Origin of the sequence: Hydrogenophaga sp. PBL-H3, assembly GCF_010104355.1 — a bacterium.
Lineage (GTDB): Bacteria > Pseudomonadota > Gammaproteobacteria > Burkholderiales > Burkholderiaceae_C > Hydrogenophaga.
In genome coordinates this window covers 211,490-228,493 of the sequence record NZ_CP044973.1, presented here as the reverse complement: position 1 = coordinate 228,493, position 17,004 = coordinate 211,490, and the positions used below count along the sequence as shown (strand labels likewise).

18 protein-coding genes are annotated in these 17,004 nt (G+C 66.0%); 1 reads left to right on the top strand and 17 read right to left on the bottom strand.

Going from position 1 to position 17,004, the window contains the following annotated elements; genetic code table 11:
• Positions 1-35 precede the first annotated feature (35 nt).
• The 8 genes from F9Z44_RS21720 to F9Z44_RS21685 form a co-directional block, all read right to left on the bottom strand.
• Entirely contained in the window at positions 36-314 is a 279-nt protein-coding gene (locus F9Z44_RS21720) for an EexN family lipoprotein (protein ID WP_031656913.1), read from the bottom strand.
• Positions 311-1,255: a LysR family transcriptional regulator gene (locus F9Z44_RS21715; protein WP_033475075.1), complete on the bottom strand. Its 945-nt coding sequence runs from the start codon at positions 1,253-1,255 to the stop codon at positions 311-313. The genes F9Z44_RS21720 and F9Z44_RS21715 overlap by 4 nt, the downstream gene beginning before the upstream one ends.
• A 120-nt stretch (positions 1,256-1,375) precedes the next feature.
• Positions 1,376-2,884, bottom strand: coding sequence for an efflux transporter outer membrane subunit (locus tag F9Z44_RS21710; protein ID WP_031656915.1), 1,509 nt, complete (start codon positions 2,882-2,884; stop codon positions 1,376-1,378).
• Between the two features lie 15 nt (positions 2,885-2,899).
• A complete protein-coding gene (locus tag F9Z44_RS21705) occupies positions 2,900-4,012 on the bottom strand; it encodes an ABC transporter permease (protein WP_031656916.1) in 1,113 nt (370 codons plus the stop codon).
• A gap of 4 nt (positions 4,013-4,016) precedes the next feature.
• On the bottom strand, positions 4,017-5,144 hold the full coding sequence (locus tag F9Z44_RS21700; RefSeq protein WP_031656918.1) for an ABC transporter permease: 1,128 nt from the start codon (positions 5,142-5,144) through the stop codon (positions 4,017-4,019).
• Positions 5,141-6,916: an ATP-binding cassette domain-containing protein gene (locus F9Z44_RS21695; RefSeq protein WP_031656919.1), complete on the bottom strand. Its 1,776-nt coding sequence runs from the start codon at positions 6,914-6,916 to the stop codon at positions 5,141-5,143. The genes F9Z44_RS21700 and F9Z44_RS21695 overlap by 4 nt, the downstream gene beginning before the upstream one ends.
• A complete protein-coding gene (locus F9Z44_RS21690; protein ID WP_033475074.1) occupies positions 6,913-7,914 on the bottom strand; it encodes an HlyD family efflux transporter periplasmic adaptor subunit in 1,002 nt (333 codons plus the stop codon). Before F9Z44_RS21690 ends, F9Z44_RS21695 begins: the two co-directional genes overlap by 4 nt.
• Positions 7,915-8,024: 110 nt before the next feature.
• Complete coding sequence (locus F9Z44_RS21685) at positions 8,025-9,071, bottom strand: lipid A deacylase LpxR family protein (protein ID WP_031656920.1); 1,047 nt, start codon at positions 9,069-9,071, stop codon at positions 8,025-8,027.
• Between the two features lie 249 nt (positions 9,072-9,320).
• On the opposite strand from F9Z44_RS21685, the gene F9Z44_RS21680 reads away from it, so the two are divergent.
• Entirely contained in the window at positions 9,321-10,025 is a 705-nt protein-coding gene (locus tag F9Z44_RS21680) for a TetR/AcrR family transcriptional regulator (RefSeq protein ID WP_159609006.1), read from the top strand.
• A 42-nt stretch (positions 10,026-10,067) separates the two neighbouring features.
• Here the strand turns inward: F9Z44_RS21680 and F9Z44_RS21675 are convergent, their stop codons facing one another.
• The 9 genes from F9Z44_RS21675 to F9Z44_RS21640 form a co-directional block, all read right to left on the bottom strand.
• On the bottom strand, positions 10,068-12,050 hold the full coding sequence (locus F9Z44_RS21675) for a relaxase/mobilization nuclease domain-containing protein (RefSeq protein WP_031656922.1): 1,983 nt from the start codon (positions 12,048-12,050) through the stop codon (positions 10,068-10,070).
• Complete coding sequence (locus F9Z44_RS23295) at positions 12,047-12,502, bottom strand: hypothetical protein (protein WP_078465713.1); 456 nt, start codon at positions 12,500-12,502, stop codon at positions 12,047-12,049. Before F9Z44_RS23295 ends, F9Z44_RS21675 begins: the two co-directional genes overlap by 4 nt.
• Positions 12,499-13,098 carry a S26 family signal peptidase gene (locus F9Z44_RS21670; RefSeq protein WP_031656923.1) on the bottom strand — a complete coding sequence of 200 codons (600 nt, stop codon included), beginning with the start codon at positions 13,096-13,098 and terminating at the stop codon, positions 12,499-12,501. The genes F9Z44_RS23295 and F9Z44_RS21670 overlap by 4 nt, the downstream gene beginning before the upstream one ends.
• Positions 13,095-13,628, bottom strand: a complete 534-nt coding sequence (locus F9Z44_RS21665) for a DUF2840 domain-containing protein (protein ID WP_031656924.1) — start codon at positions 13,626-13,628, stop codon at positions 13,095-13,097. Before F9Z44_RS21665 ends, F9Z44_RS21670 begins: the two co-directional genes overlap by 4 nt.
• The gene (locus F9Z44_RS21660) at positions 13,625-13,909 is read right to left on the bottom strand and encodes a chromosome partitioning protein ParB (RefSeq protein WP_159609005.1); all 285 of its coding nucleotides are present in this window, start codon (positions 13,907-13,909) and stop codon (positions 13,625-13,627) included. Before F9Z44_RS21660 ends, F9Z44_RS21665 begins: the two co-directional genes overlap by 4 nt.
• The gene (gene parA / locus F9Z44_RS21655; RefSeq protein WP_159609004.1) at positions 13,906-14,544 is read right to left on the bottom strand and encodes a ParA family partition ATPase; all 639 of its coding nucleotides are present in this window, start codon (positions 14,542-14,544) and stop codon (positions 13,906-13,908) included. The genes F9Z44_RS21660 and parA overlap by 4 nt, the downstream gene beginning before the upstream one ends.
• A 253-nt stretch (positions 14,545-14,797) precedes the next feature.
• On the bottom strand, positions 14,798-15,655 hold the full coding sequence (locus tag F9Z44_RS21650; protein WP_023103960.1) for a replication initiator protein A: 858 nt from the start codon (positions 15,653-15,655) through the stop codon (positions 14,798-14,800).
• 26 nt (positions 15,656-15,681) lie between these two features.
• Complete coding sequence (locus tag F9Z44_RS21645; RefSeq protein WP_003107109.1) at positions 15,682-15,963, bottom strand: helix-turn-helix transcriptional regulator; 282 nt, start codon at positions 15,961-15,963, stop codon at positions 15,682-15,684.
• 83 nt (positions 15,964-16,046) lie between these two features.
• Positions 16,047-16,817 (bottom strand): DUF2285 domain-containing protein, encoded by a 771-nt coding sequence (locus F9Z44_RS21640; RefSeq protein WP_159609003.1) that lies wholly within the window; start codon positions 16,815-16,817, stop codon positions 16,047-16,049.
• Positions 16,818-17,004: the final 187 nt, after the last annotated feature.

Genomic DNA, 17,004 nt, shown 5'->3' with positions numbered 1-17,004 from the left:
AGAAATATGAAGGCGAGGCGGCGAGCCGCCAACGGTCAGAACTTCGGCGATTCTTTCGGCGGCGTGTAGGGCGTCTCGCCGTCGCCATAGAATCGCTTGCGCGTGGCTTCGGCCACCCGGTTGCACAGCACGTCGCCTAGCTTGGGGCGATCCGTCTTGCATTGCTGGCGCAGTTCCTTCAACCGTTCGGGGTTGGACGCCAGTTCTTCCACCGTCGGGATATTCGCTTCCGACGTGTTGGCCTTCGGAGGCGTTTCGGACTGGCCGCAAGCAGTCAACGCGGCCGCCAGTAAGAACGGGATGATCTTTTTCATGGCTCAGGTTCCTCCAGGGAATCGGAATGACGGCCCGACTTGGGCCTTGGGGGTTCCGGTGACTCGATGGCCTGCACGCGCTCAATGAACCGCGCCAGCACATCGGACGGCTCGCCGGCGGGGTAAAGCAGGTAGGTTGTCAGCGGCGGCACGCGCAACGCCAGCGGTCGGGCCACTACGCCGGAGTCAGGGTTCGCGGCAATGCGCGCGGCACCCGTAAACCCAAGTGCGAAACCGGCCGATACCAAGGCCATCATCAAATCACACGTAGCGACCCGTTCTGCGACCAGCGGCTCCATGTCGGCCCGACGTAGCACCCGATCGACGAATTTGGCATGGCCTTCGCACACTTGTGGATCGCATAGAACCAGCGGATAGCGCAGCAGTTCCTCCAAAGGGATGCGCTTGTGTGCCAGCAGCGGATGTCGCGCTGGCACCGTCACGATGAGCGTGTCTCTCCAGACAGGCATGGTGGTGATGCCATCGCCCACTTCATCGGACTGCGCAAACCCCACGTCGTACAGATCGTCATGCAGCCCCTTGATCTGCTGTGACAGCGGCACCTCGAAGAATCGGAGTTCAACTTCCGGTTCTTCCTGTCGGCATAGCGCCAGTAAAGCCGGTAAGCGCGACGGTGTGATGCCGTCCGACAACGCCACGCGCAATTGTCCGTGGAAGCCGTGGGCCGCCGCTTTCACGCTATCGCGTGCTTGTTCCAAGACTGTGAACACGCGGCGCACGTGTTCCAAGAACAGCTTTCCAGCACGGGTCAGTCGCGTGCTGCGCGTGGTGCGGGCGAACAGCACAACGCCAAGTTCTTCTTCTAGCTCCTTGATCGCACGCGACAGTGGCGATTGTTCGATGTGCAGCTTTTCCGCCGCGCGGGCGAAGTGGAGTTCTTCGGCCACGGCCAGGAAACAGCGCAGATGCCGAAGTTCCATTTCACCCCTCCCGTATCCGGTAGGACGAATCGCCGCAGTGTTCCCGATCATGCGAGCAGACCAATTCCACAACCAACAACAGTTGATCTGTGCGCTCGGAGTACGCGCTAACGAAGCTCGTCATTTCGTCACGCCGCCTTCCGATAGTTGTGTATTGCCAATGGCCTTGTTGACCATCACGTAGCGGGTGCCCACGCGCCCTTCGCTCGCTGCCAATTCGCGGCGCGCCTGCAAATAGCTACGCTGGCTGTCGAGCACGGAGAGGAAATCGGCCATGCCGCCGTCGTAGCGTGCCTGGGCCAGTTCGTAGGCTTGGCCGGCGCTGTGCATTCGGGCTTGCAGTTCACGTTCCTGCTGCTGCTCTGCGGTGTATCCGCTGAGCGCGTCGTCGATCTCCTGCCAGGCTTTGAGCACGGTCCTCTGGTAGTTCACTGCCGCTTCTTGCTGCTCCAGCTCGCGCAACTGCACCACGCTCTTGCGGCGGCCACGGTCGAACAGCGGCAGGCTCAGAGTCGGTCCTATCGACCATGTGCGGCTGCCCCAGGCTGAGAATTCGCCGCTCAGATAGGACTCGTACCCGAACCGCGCACCCAGGCGGATGCTTGGGTACAGCTCGGCTTGCGCAACGCCGATGCTGGCCGTGGCCCGATGCAGGCGAGCCTCGGCGGCGCGAATGTCGGGCCGGCGCAGGGCAACTTCCGACGGCAGCCCCAGCGCCAAGTCCGGCAACGCCGTCCTGCCGTCGTCGGCGACGGCAGCCAGCTCGTTGCGCAAGGCACCGGGCCGCTCGCCCAGGAGCAGCGCGATCTGGTTGGCGCTGGCGCCTTCCTGCGCCAGCAGCCCCGGCAATTGCGCTTTCACCGCCGCCAATTCGGCGCGCTGGCGCTCCAGGTCCAGGTGATCGACGATGCCACCCTGCACGCGCGCTTCCAGCAGGCCCACGCGCTCCTCCAGCGCGGCGATGTCCTCGCGCGCCAGGCGGATCTGGCGCTGTGTGGTGCGCAGCTCGAAGTAGTTGCGCACCACATCGCTGATGAGGCTCAACCGGGCCAGATCCAGCAGCGCCGCCTGGCCGGACACTTCGGCGTCGGCTGCCTCGATCGAGCGGCGCACGCGGCCCCACAGGTCCAGCTCCCAGGAGGCGTCGAAGCCGATCTGGTAGAGCGTGAAAGGCTCACTCAGCACTTGTGCCAGCGTCGATCGGTCGCCGCCGATGGCGTCGATCATGCGTGTGCTGGCGCCATACTCACTCTGGCGCTGGCGGATCGCGCCGCCGTTGGCGTTGACCTGCGGCCCGCGTTGAGCCTCGACGGTGCTGCGCTGCGCACGCGCCTGGGCGAAGTGCAGCGCGGCCGTTTGCAAGTCCGGGCTTGCCTCGAAAGCCCGTTGCGCAAGGCGGTCCAGCGTCGGATCGCCGAACGCCCGCCACCAGTCCGCCGGCAACGCCTGCTCGTTGCCGACAGGGGTACGCAACGCATCGTCGGCGCTGCGCCAACTTGTCCAGTCATCCGGGGCCGACGGCGTGGGTTTGACGAAATCCGGCCCCACCGCGCAGCCAGCCATTGCGAGGGCGAGCAGGCACACCGCCAAGCGCGACGGTTGACCACGAAGAATGCGAAAGTCGGACATAGCCAATACCCCGGATCAGGAGAGGCGGTTGCGGAACAGCCAGGCCGCCAGCGGCAGCGTGACGATTGCCATCACCAGCATGGGAACGAAGTCGAAGGCGACCTCGCGCAACCCGGCGCCTTCGAGATAGACGCGGCGCACGAGGTCCATGCCAAAGCGCAGCGGATTGGCATAGGTGACGATCTGTAGGGGTTCAGGCATGTTGCTCACCGGCGTGAGCAAGCCCGACAGCAGCATCATCGGCATGATCAGCAGGAAGGTGTAGAGCATGGCCTGCTGCATGTTCAGCGACAGCGCGGAAATCGACAGGCCGAGTCCCACGGTGGCACAGGTGAAAACGACCAGCCCCAGGTAGAGCAGCCACGGGGAGCCGTTCATCGGTATCTGGAACCAGAAGCGGATGATCAGCAAAATGATGGTCGCTTGCGCCACGCCCACGAGCATCGGCGGCACGGCCTTGCCGACCAGAATCTGCATGGGCGTCAGCGGCGTCACCAGCAACTGGTCGAAGGTGCCCTGCTCGCGTTCGCGGGCGACCGACAGCGACGACAGCAGCAAAGTCTGGATCAGGCTCAACGCGGCAATCAGTGCCGGCATCAAGTTCCAGCGCGACTCCAGGTTGAGGTTGTACCAAGCACGTCGCTCCACGCTGACCGCAGGCGTGCCGGTGCGCGATCGGTTGTAAGCGGCGACGATGGCACTGACCTGGGCTGCCGCCGCCCCGGCGGTCGTGGAATTGCGGCCGTCAAGGATCATCTGCAACGGAGCTTGCTGACCACCAGCCAGCCGGGCGTCGAAGTCTGCGGGGAAGTGCAGCACCAGCAGCACATGGCCCCGATCGACGACTTGAGCGATCTGCTGCGGCGTATTCAGCGAGGCTTCGCGCTTGAACACGCCGGTGCCATCCACACGCGCCAGCAACTCGGTCGAGGCCGCGCCCCGGCTCTGGTCCAGCACCGCATAGGGTGCATAGCTGAGATCGTAGGTCGCGCCGTAGCCGTACAGCAGGGCTTGCATCAGAACGGGTACGAACAGAATTGCCCGGCTGGACCGCTCCTTGAACAGCGCCAGAAACTCCTTGCGGCAGAGGAAGCCGATCGACGCCAGTTGAGTGAGAAATGCGTGCATGGCGTCAGTCCAGCGTCTTGCGCAACGTGCGGCGCACGGCGCCGGTCAGCACGAGCGCGTAAAGGCTCAGAATCGCGCAGTCGCGCAGAATCATCGGCCAGTTGTCACCGGCCAGAAACAGCGTTTTGATCAGCCCGACGAAGTGCGTTGCCGGTAGTAGCTGGCTGACCGCCTGAACCACCACGGGCACGTTGCGCAAGTCGAAGATGAAACCCGACAGCATCAATGCCGGCATGAAGCTGACCAGCAGGGCTACCTGACTCGCCTGGAACTGGTTGCGCGTCTTGCCGGAGATGAACAGGCCCAGCAGCAGCGATACCGTCAGGTACAAGAGCGAGGCAAACACGATCACCCACAGCGACCCGCGCATCGGCACGTGGAACAGGAACTTGGCCGCGAGCAGGCACAGCGCCAGGTCAATGGCACCGACCAACAGGTAGGGCGCGAGCTTGGCCAGCACGATTTCCAGCGGCCGTACCGGCGTGACAAACAGCGATTCCAGCGTGCCGCGTTCCCACTCGCGCGCGATCAGCAGCGAAGTCAGGAAGGCGCCGATCAGCGTCATTACCAGCGCAATCAAGCCCGGCACCAGATACCAGGTGCTGGTTGAGGCTTCGTTGAACCACATGCGCTGCACCAGCTCCACGCCACCGGCACCGGATTTGCTGCCAGCGCGGTCGGCCTTCTGTTGCGCCCAGGTTGCGATGGCTCCACCGACATAGCCGTCAACGGCAGCGGCCGTGTTGGAATCGACACCGTTCAGCAGCAACTGCACCTGGGCTTGCCCCGCTGCTAGTCTGCGCGAGAAGTCCGCCGGAACCCGCACGATGGCGCGCACTTCCCCGTCGCGCATCCGGCGCTCGGCCTCCGTCATATTGGTCGTCCACACGGGCGCCAGATAGGGCGATCCCTCCAGGCCGGCAAGCACCTCGCGCGCGGACGGCGAACTGTCCTCCAGCACTACGGCCACCGGCGCGTTTTTCACGTCGAATGACAGGCCATAGCCGAACAGCAGGATCAGCACAGCCGGCAGCATCAGGCCGACCGCCAGCGTGCTCCTGTCGCGCAGCATCTGGCGCACTTCCTTGCGCAGCAGCGCGGAGAATCGCCTGATGAATCCCGAGGTATTCATGCAGCGGCTCCCACTATCGCGCGCTGGCTTTCGGTGCGACCGCGTTCAACGATGGCGATGAACGCACTGTTCATGTCAGTGCTGCCGTCGCCCCCGGCCTGTTCGCGGACCTCCTGCGGCGTGCCCAGTGCCAGCATCTTCCCGGCGTCCTGGATAGCGATGCGGTCGCAGTATTCCGCTTCCTCCATGAAGTGGGTGGTGACGATGACAGTGACGCCACTCTGCGCCAGCGCGGTGATCGTCCGCCAGAAGGCACGCCGTGCCAGCGGGTCGATGCCGCTGGTCGGTTCGTCGAGGAACAGGATTTCCGGCTGGTGCAGCAGGCCAGCGGCCATTGCCAGGCGTTGCTTGTAGCCGCCGGGGAGCAGGCCGCTGACCGCCATCGGTTCCAGCCCGAATTCCTCGATAGTGCCGTTAACGCGCTCGCGCAGCACCTGTCCGCGCAGCCCGTAGGCGCCACCGAAGAACTCCAAGTTCTCGCGCACGGTCAAGTTGCCGTACAGCGCGAATTTCTGCGCCACGTAGCCGATGCGCCCACGCGCCTGCGCGCGCGCCGTGCGCAGGTTGAGTCCAGCGACCTCCAGATGGCCGCTGGTGGCTGGCAGCAACCCGCACAACATGCGGAATGTCGTGGTCTTGCCCGCGCCATTGGGGCCGAGCAAACCGAATATCTCGCCGCGGCTCACCTCGAACGATGTGCTGGCAACGGCGGTGAAGTCGCCGAACTTGCGTACCAGATCGCGGACCACGATCACCGGCCCATCGGCATCGCCATTCATGACCTGCGCGTGCGACGCTGCTCGCAGTTCCGGCGCCTGGCCCTCGTCCTGCTGCTGCTTGCGCAGCATCATCATGAAAGCGTCTTCGAGTTCCGCCGGGCGTGGCTCGCAGCCGGCATCGCCAAGCAGCTTGTTCACCTCGTCGGTGGTGGCCTGCGGTTGGCGGATGAAGTCAACCGCGCCGCCCTGGGGAACCGCATCGACGATCAGTTCGGTGGCGTCGATCAATCGCGCCTGTAGATCGCGGGCAGGCATCCCCGCTGGAGGCGACGTGGTGAAGGTCAAGCCGCGAGCGCGCTCACTCAACGCGGCCGGCGTGCCTTCGTCCAGCAACCGGCCCGCGTTCATCACGAACACCTGCGCGCATCGCTCGGCCTCGTCCATGTACGCGGTGCTGACGATCACGCTCAGGTTCTCGTCATCGACCAATTGCTGCACGATCTTCCACAGGTCGCGCCGCGACAGCGGATCGACACCGACGCTGGGTTCGTCGAGCAGCAGCAGATCGGGTGAGCGCACCAGCGTGCAGGCCAGGCCCAGCTTCTGTTTCATGCCGCCGGACAGCTTGCCGGCCGGGCGTGCGGTGAAGCGCACGAGGTCGGTCATCTCCAGCATCCGGGCGAAGCGTCTGCTGCGCTCGGCAGGCGGCACCCCGTGCAGGTCGGCGTACAAGTCCAGGTTTTCCTGCACGCTCAGGTCTTCGTACAGCCCGAAGCGCTGTGGCATGTAGCTGATGCGGTCTTGCACCGCCTGCGGATTGGCCGCCACGTCGATGCCCAGCACCTCAAGGCGCCCGGCGTCGGGCTTAAGCAGCCCGGCCATCATGCGCAGCAAGGTTGTCTTGCCTGCGCCGTCCGGCCCGACGAGGGCGGTCAGCTCGCCCGCGCGTATCGTCATCGACACATCGTTCACCGCAAGCAACGGGCCGCCGCCCGGCGCCTCGAAGGTCTTGCGCAGGCCCTCGGCAATGACCGTTGTGTCGCTGTCGTTCATTGCGCGGTGCCGGTCGTCAGGTGAACGGTTGCCGGCTGTCCAAGGCGCAGCACGTCCTGCGGGTCATCGACCAGCACCCGTACCTCGTAAACCAGGCTGGTGCGCAGTTCCTCGGTCTGGACCGACTTGGGCGTGAACTCGGCAACCGATGAGATGTAGCCGACCTTGCCAGTGATGGACTGGCCGGGGCGGCCATCAGTGACGACGCGGGCCTCCATGCCGGGCCTGACCCGGCCCAGGTCGGGTTCGCCGACATAGACGCGAACCCACTTCGGCTGCGTCAACGCCAAGGCGAAAACCGGCCGCTGGGGCGTGGCCATGTCGCCCGGCTCAAGAAGCCGCGAACGCACGATCGCGTCGGCGGGCGCCTTGAGTTCGCCCTGGGCGATCTGGTGCTGCAACAAGGCCAGTTGCGCCTGCGCCGCCTTGAGCTGTGCCTCCGCCCCCGCCACGTCTTCCGCACGCGGTCCAAGTTCGGTCAAGCGCAATGCTTCGCGTTGCTCCGCGACCTTCGCCTGCGCGACCTGTAGATGGCTTCGGGCGCGGTCCAGATCCTGCGCGCTCACGGCGCGCCCTTGGGTATTGGCCGCAATGCCTTGCAGGCGCTTGAGGTCTTGTTCGGCTTGCGAGGCGTCAGCCTGTGCTGCGGTCACACGGCTGCGGGCTTGCGCGACCTCCTGCGGCCGTGAGCCGTTGCGCAGGCGCAGGAGCGTCTGCTGCTGGACGCCGATCTGTGCTTGCGCTTGCTCGGCCTGCAACGCCAGCGTGCGGGTATCCAGCACACCCAGCACAGTTCCCGACGTTACGCGGTCGCCTTCCTCGGCGTGCAGTTCCGCCACCCGGCCGCTGCCGTCGAACGCCAGCGAAATCTGCCGAATGTCCACGTTGCCGTACAGCACCAGCGCGCCGTCGCCATCACGGTGGCTGAAATGCCACCAGGCCCAGGCTACGAGAACCACTGCCGCGATGGCTGCAAGGAGGATGAGAGGCTTCTTCATGGACGGTGTTCCGTGGGCTTAGTGGCAACTCGGGCTGTGAGCATACTCTAAGATTAAATGCAATTTAATGTTTAGGCGCAAGCACATCCGCAGGCGCCCGCCATCCGTGGTCAGAATCGCCTGCCGATGGTCAACGTGCCGTAGACCGGGGTTTCCTTCTGGCCGTGGAATTCGCGCGTGCGGAAGTAGCGCGCGAATGCGAATCGCCAGTGGCCGCGGTAGATCGCAGCGCCATAGCCGAGGTCGGCCACGAACGGGCGCTTATCGACGCTGTGGCTGGACTTGAAGGTGTTGCCGTCGAGTGTGATGTCGTGCAGTACCCAGCGGGCGTCTGCGGCCACGAACAAGTGCCAGTTCCAGGGTTGGCCGGCGGCCACCTTCACCGGCGCGGTGTTCTCGCCAGCCGGCCGCAGCGGCGCGGTGCCGAAATCATCCGGGAGGCGCAGGCCGAAGCGCAACTCGCCGCCGGCATTGGCATAGGTCGCAAAATTTCCCAGGCTCATGCCCCAGTGGCGCGTGTAGTCCCAACCCCAGCCACTTGTGCCTACGTGCCGCGCTACGCGCTTGCGGCGCTCATGGATCAACTGCACGACTGGCTCATCACGCAACTGGTGATCCCAGCCGTTGAAGCGATCCACGCCGATGACACCATGCCACCAGTTCTGCACCTGCTCGGCCCGCGAAGCAGGCCCGACGACGCCAACGCGGATTTGCGAAGTACGCAGAGAATCGCCGCGACGGGCGTTGTAGCCAAAACTCAGCATCAACGCGCCGGCGAATGGACGATCATCCTCGATGAGGTGAGAAGGCACCTTGTCGGTCGGGGTATACATCATCTGCCCGATCCCGATCGTCATGTTCTGCTCGTCGAACCCGTCCGGCTGTAGCCAGGCCAAGCGTTGGTTCAGCCGGCGGGCGAGGAATGGCAGACACGGATCATGGGAGTAATCGACCAGGTTGGGCGATACCCAACTGACCAAAAAGCCGTTCGAGTAGCCTTGATCCTGGCCCAGCCTTCCGAACAGATCGTTGTCAATGCGCAGGTTGATCGTCCCGGACGACAACAGAGGTGTCTTCCCGTCAGGGCACGACTGCGCCTGTGCCACCCTACTGGGCACTACGCACAGCAATCCGAGCAACGCGGCGACAGCGGCCATGCGTGAGGCGAGGTGCCGACGGCCAGCACGCGCCGGAGCGCCAGGGCGACCCAAGGCCAAGTCGGCAATGGCGCTGCCGTCGGGTGGAACCAGCCGTTTCGTAAACATGGTGTCTCTCGAAAGGGGGCGTGTAAGGGCGCGCTGGCCTGCGCCCGCTTGGTATGAGCGCGAGCATACACTAAAGTTAAATTGAATTTAACGTTAAGTTCAAGCACAATCAGCCCGCCCACCCCGATCACAGAACTAGCTATGACCAAACCGCGCCGCAGCCCCCGTACCGATGGCGAGCTGACCCGTACCCGCATCATGGAAGCCGCAGGATCGTTGTTCGCGGCCACCGGGTACGCTGAAACCACCAGCAAAGCCATCACTGCGAAAGCCGGCGTGGACCTCGCTTCGATCAACTATCACTTTGGCAGTCGCCGCGGCCTCTATCAGGCCGTTCTTGTCGAAGGTCACCGGCGGATCATCAGCTTCGACGATCTGCAACAAGTCGTCGAAGGCGCGCTGCCCGCGCGTGAGAAGCTGAAATGGTGCATCGACAGACTGACCGAAGCCACGATAGGAAACGACGGCTGGCACGCACGGCTCTTTGCACGCGAGTTGCTAGCGCCGTCGTCGAATCTTCAGGTTCTATACCAAGAGGATCTGGAACCGAAGTTCACCTTCATCAGGCGCGTCATCGGCGAGGTCACTGGCATTCCTGAAAGCGACCCAGCATTGCTTCGCTGCATGATCAGCATTGCGGCTCCCTGCTTGATGCTGCTGGTCGCAGGCAACGGCGGACTACCAGGCCCCCCGCAGCAGGTGCTACGGATGCCAAGGCAAGAACTGACGTCACACCTGCACAAGTTCGCTCTTGCAGGGCTGGAGGCGATTGGCCGGGAATATGCTGAGAGTACGCCGAAGGGGCGCAAATCACCCTCGAAGCGACGCAGGGCTAGCGAGACGTGAGTGTGGGCGGCGCGTGCTTCGTCTACCGCAGGGATGCGACTGTCAGCTCAAGGATTGCCCTCGTTGTCGCCCGATCTCCCATGAAACACTGCCGCCGCGCACAGTCGCTGCAATCTGCTGCCCCAGCCGTTGCTCGATCACTGGCTTCCACGGCACCAGGCTGAACCCCTTGCCGTCATCGAGCATCGCGTAGCGCCCGCTGGCGAGCATGACGTTGCGCCGGTAGATGCCGGCCACGCGCTGCCCGTCGCCTACGGGGCGATGCTCCAACCCGGTTTCCGTGGCAATGTCCTTTGCGGCCTGGGCCAGTTCCCGATTGCGCAGAGTCGCCAGCAGATTGCGCGCCAGGATCACGCGCGGGCCGCGCTTCTCGGCCAATCCCTGTTCGGCGAGGAAGTCGGCGCGCTGTTGCAGCGCCTGTCGGGCTTCGCCGCCGAAGCCCAGCTCGCCCAGGCCCTTGCCGCCGCCGATCAACTGCTGATCCAGCCAGGTCGCGCCGATCACGCGGGCCTGCCGCTCGATGGGCAGGTGCGATTTCAGCTCCACAGCCACGCCGCCGAGGCGCTGTGCGTCGTACAGGCGACCGCGCTCGGCCAGGTTGTCCGGCACTTTCCATAGCCCCTCAGCCACGCGCTCCACGATGCCGGCCCGACGCAGGGCTTCGAGCCGGCGGACGTGGGCCGCGACGACTTCCTGCGGATCTCGGCCGGGAACGGCCTGACCTTGCGCGATGGCGAGGTGGTGATCGGTGCGGTACAGGCCATCGCTCGCCAGCGCAGCGATGTTGCGGTCGGCCGCGCGCACGTCGGCCGATCCCTTCACCTCCACCACGGCGCCGGTCTGGTAGTTCGCCAGCTCGTCGCGGACGTTGAGCGCGACGTAGTGGGCCTTGCCGTCCACCCCGTCGATGACCAGATAGCCCCGATCACGCAGCTCGTCGGCCAGCCCCTTCGCGGCCACGCGGCCGATGACGGTACGGCCATCGTCGCTCGGCTCGAACACCGCCAGCTCGCGCAGCTCGCCGCGCATGGCCCGCTGCATCGTGCGGATGATGTCGCCGCGCTCGCCCAGGGCGCGCAAGGTCTTCTCTGCATCTGTATGAATGGCCCAGGTTCCGGGCTGCATTTCGTCGGCCAGGCCCATGCGCTGCAAGCGTTGCAGTCGGCCGACCAATAGCAGGCGTTGGCGTTGCAGCTTCGGTTCGTTGAAGCGTTCGATCTGCACTCGGCCGTCCTCGCCGGCCTCGCGTTGCAGGGTGCGATCCAAGCTCGTCCACCGCTCTTGCTCTACCTCGCGCTGCAAGGTCTGCTGTATCTCCAACTCGGTGCGCGGCCCCAGCCATTCGGTCGCCAGCTCGGCGGCGCGATGGCGAAAGCCGTGCGCGATGTAGTCGCCGGCGATGATGAGGTCTTTGCCGGTGTCGTCACGCCCGCGCACGATCAGGTGAGTGTGCGGGTTATCGGTGTTCCAGTGATCCACCGCCACCCAATCCAGGCGCGTGCCCAGGTCGGCCTCCATGCGGCCCATCAGGTGCCGGGTGTAGGTGCGCAGGTCTTCCAGCTCCTCGCCATCCTCGGGCGAGAGGATGAAGCGAAAATGGTGCCGATCGTCGGCGCAGCGTTCCTTGAACGCATCGAGGTCGGCTTCGTCGGTCTGCGTCCCGTAGGCTTGGCCCGGCTCGCCATCGCGGCCCACGCCATCGCGCTCGATGTAGCGCAGGTGCTTGGCGAGCGACTGCGGGCTGGCCTGGCGCTGGTTGACCAGCAGCGTCTTGATGGTCACGCGCCGCGACATGGGCGTCAGCTTCGCGCCCGCGAAGCGCGCCGCCGTGTGGCCGCGTCCCAGGCGCGAGCCGGGGCGCTGGCCAGCGCGTGCGCCGCTGCCGCTGGCTGCGGGACGGCGCACCGAGGACTTGCCGCTGCTGGCCTTGCCCGCCTGCTTGAGCACCTTGGAGATGAAGCCCTGGCCCCGGTTCTTCGGGGCGCTGGGGCGGATGCGGAAATCGTCATCGCGGCGGTCGGTCATGGCTGTGCTCCCTGCAAGCGCCAGCGTGTCCGGTCGTGCGAAGCACGCGGACATGCCTGGATTGGCGCGGGCTTCGCGCCCCACGCGGCACGGCGGCGAAGCCGCTGCGTGCCGCGCCACCCCCATGTGCAGACAGGCTTTCGACGCGGCCCGGTGCCGCGTCCTTTTGTCTTGCCTTCCGCCTTTGCCCCTCGCTGACGCTCCGGGCAGCGGCGGCCCGGCGGCGCTGTGCTGCGAGCAGCCAGCCCGCCGGCGAACGCGGACACGGCCGCAGGCCGGGCGCGTTCGAGGCAAGACGCCTGCACATGGGATGGCTGTGCCCGAGGCAGCGCGAAGTGCGGTGCGAATGCACCCGCACTGCACGCGCGACGACGCGGCGACGACCAACAGAACGACACGCCCGATGGCACGACAAGATGCACGGCAACGTGCAGCAAGTCGGCGGCCATCATGGACGGGACTCCAGCCAGACCGGATGCGCGACGCCGATCACGGCGGATGCGCTGACCGGCCCGAAATACCTGCTGTCGAACGATGCCGGGTTGGTCGCACTGAGCAGGAACAGTTCGCCGGGTTCGAGGTGACGGCATTGCTGCCAGGATGGCAGCGGGCGGCCCCAGCGGTCAGCCGGCAACACGGCGGCCGAAGGCACGCCGTCGATGCGGACGACGCGGCCAGTGATGCACACCTCCTGCGGCGCGACGGCGCCCACGCGCTTGAGCAGCGGCACACGCGCCGGCAGGTAGCCGCGCTGCGCAGCCAGCGCGGCGGCATCTGGCGGCAGCGCGGTCAGGACGATGCTGTCCACGGACAAAGGACGTGGCAGCGAGTCGGTACCGTTGCCCAGTGGATCGACGCGATACCAACCAACCGCCACGCTGTCGGATGGGTTGTAGATCAAGCGCGGCAGCGGCTGCACGAGGAACGTCCAAGCGAGCGCAGCGAGGCCGCAGACGGACAGGCCCGCCAGCACGAGGCGAGCGCGCAGGCGCGAGCGAGGATGCGGCGGAATGCCGGTTGCACCGGCAGCGGCGGATGGAAGCGTCATGGCAACGCCCTCCCGGTCAGCCAGGCGGCGTGCCGCTCGGCGGTATATTCGGGCAGCGGCAAGCGCGCAGCGAGCCGGTTGGCGAGCGTGCGCCAGTACGCGGGCGAGGCACCGACAGGTGCGATGCCCAGCGCCTCGATGGCGTCGATGCGATCCAGCACAGCGCGGACTTGGTTCTCTCCCTCGGCGTGCAGCAGCAGGCGTGCGCCCGGCTGCACGCCGGGGATGCGCTGCGCCGCATCGAGCGGCGTGCAAGCCTGCATGACGATGAGCTGCCAGCGGATCGTGCCGTAGTCGTTGGCCTGCCAGCGGATGCGGCAGAACATGGCGCCCGGCAGGAACACCGCGCAGCGCCTCCAGCGGTCGAGCTGGAGCGTGCGCGCGGGTTCGCCAAAGCGCAGGTAGAGCTTGAAGCGCGGTTCGATATAGGCCAGCGCCACGCGCGTCAGCGGTACGCTGGCAGGCTGGCCGGAAGGTGCTGCGAGCGCAGCCGTGGCCGCACCAGCGGCAGGCGAAGCGGATGCAGTCATGGGGTGTTCTCCCTGCGTTGCTCTGGAAACTCGCGCTCCAACAGGCCACGCAGCAGATCGGCCACCGTCACGCCTTGACCGAAGGCGGCGATCTTGATGCGAGCGCGTAGCGCGGGCGTCACGTCGAGGGTCAGGCGGGCGGTGTAGAGGTCGCCCTTGTTGAGCGCATCGGCGTCGCCCTGGCGAATCCACGCCTCGACGTGCGGATTCGCGGGCGGACGCGCACCGATGCCGACGCGCTTGACCGTGCGTTTGCTGTTCGGTGGCGGCTTCGCTGTCATGTCGGCCACCGCAACAGTTCATCCACCAGCGCGGTCATTTCGCGGGCGGCGGTGCTGTCGGGCGCCGTTTCGCGTGCAAGCCGGCCAGCGGCTACGCTGTCGGCGAACACGATGCGCTGATGCACTTCCGCGCGCAGCGCAGGAAGTGGCTGGTCGGCGAGCGCCTGGCGCGCTTCGCGCCCGATGATGGTGGTGCTGACGCGCCGATTGATGACGAAGGCCGCGCGCAGCGCGGGCCGAAAGACTTGCGCCTCGCGGATCAGCGCCACCATCTCGGCGCTGGCCCACAGATCGTAGGGGCTGGGCTGCACGGGGATCAGCACGCGCTCGGCCGCCAGCAGCGCGGAGCGCGCCAAGGCGGCGATCCTGGGCAGGCCGTCGATGACGACGTGATCGGCCCGCCTGGCGAGTTCTGGCGCTTCTTGGTGCAGCGTTTCGCGTGCAAGGCCCACGGCGCTGAACAGCCGTGGCAAGCCTTGCTGGCTTCTGCGCTGTGTCCAGTCCAGCGATGAACCCTGCGGGTCGGCGTCCAGCAGGACGACGTGCTGACCGCGCATCGCCAGCTCGCCGGCGATGTGCGTGGCGAGCGTGGTCTTGCCCACGCCGCCTTTCTGGTTGAGCAGAGCGACGATCATGGCGCGGCCCTCCGTGTTGGAAAGCCGGGCTTTTGCTGCTGCGTTTGTGGCCGCGGGGTGGTTGTCCACCGCAGCGGCGTTTCCCTACTAAAAGTTAGAGAAACTAAGTTAGGGAAGTTAGAGGACGCGCAAACCCAGTGCTGGCGCGGGTTTGCGGCCGATCGGCACGCCTGATAGCACGATAGTCCCACGCCTGATAGCACGATACCCCGCACGCCTGATAGCACGACACCATTCACAGGCTTTCCCGGAGTTATCCCCGTGCCGTCTGCGGCACGGGCCGGAACGTCAGCAGTTCCATGCCGTTGTCGGGCATCCGCTCGATGCCCAGGACGTAACCGGGCAGCGACTGCCGCGCGACGAGCGCGCGCAGATCGCAGGCGAAGTCGTAGGGCTTCGCGGTGCTGCCGGACTTCTGGTGCAGATAGCGAAAGTCGAACTGCCAGCCGTATGCCTGCTTGCCGCCGTGCTTGCGCACCAGGCGGTACAGCCACCGCTCGATGCCGCCGGTGAGCCGGAAATACGCCGGGTCGATGGTCAGCACCAGCGCGGCGTCGAGCACGCCGGCAAAGAACCAGTCCGGCAGGATCAGCTCGATGCCCAGCGGCGTGCCGCTGGCATCGGCCAGTTCCTTCCATTCGTTGATCCACGAAAAGCGGTGCAGGCGCCGGCCTGTTGTCTCGCGGATGGACGTGGCCACCGTGGTCGATTGCAGGCGATCCAGCGCGGCCTTGAGGCGCTGGTAGTCGCGCAGCGACTTGCCGCGCCCGATGAAGCGCAGGATCTCGTAGGGCGTCGCGCGCATCAGCCGCGACGGGCGCAGGCCCGCGTCCTTCGCTTCCACGATCTGCGAGGCCGCCCATATCAGCACGTCCGCATCCCAAATCGTGGCGATGCCGTGCTCCTGCGTGCCCTCTACGCGGATCGTCACGTTGCCCGCGCGGAAGTCGATGGGTTTGACCCGCTTGGACTTGCCGAGCGAGAAGAACGGATAGGCCATCAAGTCCTGGCTGTCGCGCGGCGCCATGTCGCCGGGCAAGGCGCGGAACAGGTCGAGCTGTTCGCGCTCCTGCAACGACCGCTGCCGGAACGGCAGCGCGGAGCTGGACATGGTGATGGCCTGCCGCGCGCCGCCGATCAGCGCGCACGGCTGTCGGCCGAGTGGTGCTCGGCGTACTCGGGATCGGAAGTCGTCTCGAAGCTGCGGTCGGCGGCCCAGGCATCGAGGTCGGCCACGGCGTACATGACGCGCCGGCCGAACTTGCGAAAGCGCGGACCACCACCGATCACGCGCTGCTTTTCCAGCGTGCGCGGCGACAGGCGCAGGTATTCGGCGGCTTCGTCGTTGGTGAGATAGCGTTGGGGCTGCGCGGCAGCGGTCGAGACAGTGGCGGCAGGCCGCAAAGGAGCGGGACGCATGGTGTGAACCTCCATAGCTTTCAAAGCTCCGGCCACACAGCGCAACCGGATGGAGGCAGTCTCAGAAAACCAAGCTGTCCTGCTCAGGGCCGTTTTGCGTCGTCCTCAAAACGACCCTTCTCAAGCGGCGGAAGCTGTGCTAGGCGGCGATAGCCGCCGCGCATCAGCGCATCGCCGCGCCGTATCAAGCGGCGTACCTTGGAGCGCAGGCCGCCGTCGCTGTACCAATCGGCTGCGGCATCGCCGCCGAACAAGCCTTCGGCCACCTCGCGCAAGGACGCACCCGCTAGGGTTGCGTCGAGCGCCTGCAAGGTGTGTAGCTCAAGCAGCGCGGCGGGTGCCGGCCTGGGCTTCGCAGAAGCCAGGGCCGCGCCGAGCGCATGGTTGCGCGCAGGTGCGGCGGCGCCGCCGCGGCGGGCATAGGCGACAGCCATCCCGTCTTCCAGGCCGGGCGCCAGCGCGAAGCGCAGGCAATGACCTGGGCTGTGCGCCATCAGCGCCAGCCCTTTGCCGTCATGGAGCAGTTGCTTGTGCCCGGCAATGCGCCAAAACGTGAACGCGGGAGCATACTGCGGCGGATCGGCGTCGGGATAGAGCTGCACCACGGCCACATGGCCGGGCAACCAGGCTGGATGCGCGTCGCGCGCATCCAACGCCGGATCTTCCAGCAGGCGCAAGCCCCAGCGATGCGCCGCCTGCTGCGCGGCTTTCGGCCGGCGATGATGGCGCAGCCAGTCGAGCCGGTAATCGGGGTTTCTGCGCAGATATTCCCAGGCCGTCCCAAGGTCGTCCAAGTGCAGCACGTACAGATACGCGGCAGTCGGATACCAGTGCTCGGCGCTGCGATCGACCATGACGCAACCTCCCTGCGAACAGGACTGGCCGCGACGGAAGAACTACGTGCTACATCGGTGTCATCAGAACGAAATGGGTTAAGGGAATAGTTGGGCTGTCAAGTCCGACTGGCTCCGATGCGTTGCGGTATTCGTCTCAATGCTGCGGCGGCAGCGTCCCTCCCGTGGGACGCCGTACAGGCCAGCC